The organism is Pseudidiomarina marina, assembly GCF_003987045.1.
GTDB lineage: Bacteria > Pseudomonadota > Gammaproteobacteria > Enterobacterales > Alteromonadaceae > Pseudidiomarina > Pseudidiomarina marina.
The window spans coordinates 1-5438 of the sequence record NZ_PIPZ01000007.1 but is presented as its reverse complement, the minus strand read 5'-3'; the positions used below and the strand labels follow the sequence as shown (position 1 = coordinate 5438).

General features: G+C 51.6%; 1 tRNA gene and 3 rRNA genes. All 4 read right to left on the bottom strand.

Annotated features, from left to right (window positions below):
• Positions 1–25: 25 nt before the first annotated feature.
• Positions 26–140, bottom strand: a 5S ribosomal RNA gene (gene rrf, locus CWI76_RS11555).
• Positions 141–281: 141 nt separating this feature from the next.
• A 23S ribosomal RNA gene (locus tag CWI76_RS11550) occupies positions 282–3161 on the bottom strand.
• Positions 3162–3504: 343 nt separating this feature from the next.
• Positions 3505–3580: transfer RNA gene (locus tag CWI76_RS11545), tRNA-Ala, on the bottom strand.
• Between the two features lie 141 nt (positions 3581–3721).
• Positions 3722–5265 (bottom strand): 16S ribosomal RNA (locus tag CWI76_RS11540).
• Together the 16S, 23S and 5S rRNA genes with 1 tRNA gene alongside form the textbook arrangement of a ribosomal RNA operon.
• Positions 5266–5438 lie beyond the last annotated feature (173 nt).

Below are 5438 nucleotides of genomic sequence, written 5' to 3'. Positions count from 1 at the left end.
AGCTCGGGGTCTCGTCGTATTTGAAGCCTGGCGGTGTCCTACTCTCACATGGGGAAGCCCCACACTACCATCGGCGCTGAAGCGTTTCACTACTGAGTTCGGAATGGATCAGGTGGTTCCACTTCGCTATGGCCGCCAGGCAAAAACTGTTAAACAATATAAACGCGCTGATTGTTCGTATGAATGCGCACCCTACAGGAACGTATTTTAATAGAAGCTCGAACTTGCGTCCCCGGCGTCAAACGCCGGGCTACATTAGCCCTAAACACCTTCGGTGTTGTATGGTTAAGCCTCACGGGCAATTAGTACGGGTTAGCTCAACGCATTACTACGCTTCCACACCCCGCCTATCAACGTTGTAGTCTCCAACAACCCTTCAGGACAATTACATGTCAGTGAGAGCTTATCTTGAGGCTCGCTTCCCGCTTAGATGCTTTCAGCGGTTATCGATTCCGAACATAGCTACCGGGCAGTGCCACTGGCGTGACAACCCGAACACCAGAGGTTCGTTCACTCCGGTCCTCTCGTACTAGGAGCAACCCCTCTCAACTCTCAAACGCCCACGGCAGATAGGGACCGAACTGTCTCACGACGTTCTAAACCCAGCTCGCGTACCACTTTAAATGGCGAACAGCCATACCCTTGGGACCGACTACAGCCCCAGGATGTGATGAGCCGACATCGAGGTGCCAAACACCGCCGTCGATATGAACTCTTGGGCGGTATCAGCCTGTTATCCCCGGAGTACCTTTTATCCGTTGAGCGATGGCCCTTCCATTCAGAACCACCGGATCACTATGACCTGCTTTCGCACCTGCTCGACGTGTCTGTCTCGCAGTTAAGCTGGCTTGTGCCATTACACTAACCGTACGATGTCCGACCGTACTTAGCCAACCTTCGTGCTCCTCCGTTACTCTTTGGGAGGAGACCGCCCCAGTCAAACTACCCACCAGGCACTGTCCTCGATCCCGATAAGGGACCTAAGTTAGAACATCAAACATACAAGGGTGGTATTTCAAGGATGGCTCCACGTCAACTAGCGCCAACGCTTCATAGCCTCCCACCTATCCTACACATGGAGGTTCAATGTTCAGTGCCAAGCTATAGTAAAGGTTCACGGGGTCTTTCCGTCTAGCCGCGGGTACACCGCATCTTCACGGCGATTTCAATTTCACTGAGTCTCGGGTGGAGACAGCGTGGCCATGGTTACACCATTCGTGCAGGTCGGAACTTACCCGACAAGGAATTTCGCTACCTTAGGACCGTTATAGTTACGGCCGCCGTTTACCGGGGCTTCGATCAAGAGCTTCGCTTACGCTAACCCCATCAATTAACCTTCCGGCACCGGGCAGGTGTCACACCCTATACGTCATCTTTCGATTTTGCAGAGTGCTGTGTTTTTAATAAACAGTCCCAGCCACCTGGTCACTGCGGCCAGCTCCAGCTCCCCCCGCAAGGGGTTCACTAGCTCTGGCGTACCTTCTCCCGAAGTTACGGTACTATTTTGCCTAGTTCCTTCACCCGAGTTCTCTCAAGCGCCTTAGTATTCTCTACCTGACCACCTGTGTCGGTTTCGGGTACGGTCAACATGTACCTGAAGCTTAGAGGCTTTTCCTGGAAGCAGGGCATCAACAACTTCGCATCCGTAGATGCTCGTCTCGTATCTCAGTCTTAGTCGCCCGGATTTTCCTAAGCAACCAACCTACATACTTTCACCGGGATAACCAACACCCGGCTTGCCTAGCCTTCTCCGTCCCCCCATCGCAGTACATGTCGGTTCAGGAATATTAACCTGATTCCCATCGACTACGCCTCTCGGCCTCGCCTTAGGGGCCGACTTACCCTACCCTGATTAGCATGGGATAGGAAACCTTGGTCTTCCGGCGTGCGGGTTTTTCACCCGCATTATCGTTACTCATGTCAGCATTCGCACTTCTGATACCTCCAGCATGCTTCTCAACACACCTTCAACGGCTTACAGAACGCTCCCCTACCCAGCACACAAGTGTGCTGCCGCAGCTTCGGTGCATGGCTTAGCCCCGTTACATCTTCCGCGCAGGCCGACTCGACTAGTGAGCTATTACGCTTTCTTTAAAGGATGGCTGCTTCTAAGCCAACCTCCTAGCTGTCTGAGCCTTCCCACATCGTTTCCCACTTAGCCATGACTTCGGGACCTTAGCTGGCGGTCTGGGTTGTTTCCCTCTTCACGACGGACGTTAGCACCCGCCGTGTGTCTCCCGGATAGTACTCACTGGTATTCGGAGTTTGCATGGGGTTGGTAAGTCGGGATGACCCCCTAGCCCAAACAGTGCTCTACCCCCAGTGGTATTCGTCCGAGGCTCTACCTAAATAGATTTCGGGGAGAACCAGCTATCTCCGGGCTTGATTAGCCTTTCACTCCGATCCACAAGTCATCCCCATCTTTTTCAACAGATGTGGGTTCGGTCCTCCAATTGATGTTACTCAATCTTCAACCTGCTCATGGATAGATCGCCCGGTTTCGGGTCTATACCTTGCAACTCAAGCGCCCAGTTAAGACTCGGTTTCCCTACGGCTCCCCTATACGGTTAACCTTGCTACAAAATATAAGTCGCTGACCCATTATACAAAAGGTACGCAGTCACCCCGAAGGGCTCCTACTGCTTGTACGTAGACGGTTTCAGGTTCTATTTCACTCCCCTCGCCGGGGTTCTTTTCGCCTTTCCCTCACGGTACTGGTTCACTATCGGTCAGTTGGGAGTATTTAGCCTTGGAGGATGGTCCCCCCATATTCAGTCAAGATAACACGTGTCCCGACCTACTCGTTTTCACAATCATTGCCTCGTCGTGTACGGGACTATCACCCTGTATCGTCAAGCTTTCCAGCTTGTTCCACTAAAACGATGATTGCTTAAGGGCTACTTCCCGTTCGCTCGCCGCTACTAGGGAAATCTCGGTTGATTTCTTTTCCTCCGGGTACTTAGATGTTTCAGTTCTCCGGGTTCGCTTCCTTAGGCTATGTATTCACCTAAGGATACTGAGCAAGCTCAGTGGGTTTCCCCATTCGGAAATCCATGACTATAACGGCTCTTACTGCCTCATCATGGCTTATCGCAAGTTAGTACGTCCTTCATCGCCTCCAACTGCCTAGGCATCCACCGTCTACGCTTAGTCACTTAACCATACAACCCGAAAATGTTTATTCGAATCGCATGGGCTGTTCTCTATGCTGTACACAAGTTCGATACGCCTCTACCAAAATGGTGTTTCAAGTAGAGTGGCATTTCATTACTTTATTACAATCAGCTTGTTCATATTGTTAAAGAGCGTCGTAACATGAGGTTACTGATAACTATTCTCGTAAGAACGTTTATCGCTAACCTTGGATAAAAACCGTTATTCGTGATTGGTTATTCGTTATTCGAAAAACCAAGCCAGAAGCTTGCTTCAATGTTAGGCAAGGCGGGAAGCCGCGAAGCATACATCAGTATGTGAGTGGCTTTCCAACGCAGCATAACGTTGAAGTGGTGGAGCCAAGCGGGATCGAACCGCTGACCTCCTGCGTGCAAGGCAGGCGCTCTCCCAGCTGAGCTATGGCCCCGTTTCGCGGTCGGTACGACCTCACCCGCTTATGCAGGGCAGGTGCACTCTATCGAGCTGAGCTACAGACCCAGTTTCTATCCGTTACATCTACCAAACCAGGCAATCTGTGTGAGCACTTAACTTCTTCAAGGCTTTTTCATAAGGAGGTGATCCAGCCGCAGGTTCCCCTACGGCTACCTTGTTACGACTTCACCCCAGTCATGAACCACACCGTGGTAAACGCCCTCCCGAAGGTTAAGCTATCTACTTCTGGTGCAGCCCACTCCCATGGTGTGACGGGCGGTGTGTACAAGGCCCGGGAACGTATTCACCGTGGCATTCTGATCCACGATTACTAGCGATTCCGACTTCATGGAGTCGAGTTGCAGACTCCAATCCGGACTACGACGCGCTTTTTGAGATCCGCACACTCTCGCGAGTTAGCTTCCCATTGTACGCGCCATTGTAGCACGTGTGTAGCCCATCCCGTAAGGGCCATGATGACTTGACGTCGTCCCCACCTTCCTCCGGTTTATCACCGGCAGTCTCCCCAGAGTTCCCGCCATTACGCGCTGGCAACTAAGGATAAGGGTTGCGCTCGTTGCGGGACTTAACCCAACATCTCACAACACGAGCTGACGACAGCCATGCAGCACCTGTCTCAGTGTTCCCGAAGGCACTCATCTATCTCTAGATAATTCACTGGATGTCAAGGGATGGTAAGGTTCTTCGCGTTGCATCGAATTAAACCACATGCTCCACCGCTTGTGCGGGCCCCCGTCAATTCATTTGAGTTTTAACCTTGCGGCCGTACTCCCCAGGCGGTCAACTTAGTGCGTTAGCTGCGTTACTCACTTCGTTTATGAAACGAACAACTAGTTGACATCGTTTACGGCGTGGACTACCAGGGTATCTAATCCTGTTTGCTCCCCACGCTTTCGTACCTCAGCGTCAGTTTCTGACCAGGTGGCCGCCTTCGCCACCGGTATTCCTTCCTATATCTACGCATTTCACCGCTACACAGGAAATTCTACCACCCTCTTCAGAACTCGAGCCTGCCAGTTCAAAATGCCATTCCCAGGTTGAGCCCGGGGCTTTCACATCTTGCTTAACAAGCCGCCTACGTACGCTTTACGCCCAGTAATTCCGATTAACGCTTGCACCCTCCGTATTACCGCGGCTGCTGGCACGGAGTTAGCCGGTGCTTCTTCTGTGGCTAACGTCAATATGCAAGAGTATTAATCTTACATCCTTCCTCACCACTGAAAGTGCTTTACAACCCGAAGGCCTTCTTCACACACGCGGCATGGCTGCATCAGGGTTTCCCCCATTGTGCAATATTCCCCACTGCTGCCTCCCGTAGGAGTCTGGGCCGTGTCTCAGTCCCAGTGTGGCTGATCATCCTCTCAGAACAGCTAGAGATCGTCGCCTTGGTGGGCCTTTACCCCACCAACTAGCTAATCTCACTTGGGCCTATCTCTAGGTGCAAGGTCCGAAGATCCCCTGCTTTGGTCCGTAGACATTATGCGGTATTAGCCACAGTTTCCCGTGGTTATCCCCCTCCTAAAGGCAAGTTCCCAAGCATTACTCACCCGTCCGCCGCTCGCCGGCAGAGTAGCAAGCTACTCCCCGCTGCCGCTCGACTTGCATGTGTTAGGCCTGCCGCCAGCGTTCAATCTGAGCCATGATCAAACTCTTCAGTTTAAAGTGTTTAATCGACCCATTGAATCAATGACTTAATAAATCTAATTTGTTAAGCACTTTTCCAATCAGTCAGGTGGTCTATTTAAAGACCTTTTGTGCATCCGAAGATGCTTTCTCTGCCTGAATCCGGTAAGTGCCCACACAGTTTGCTTGGCTTGGTATATTGTTAAAGA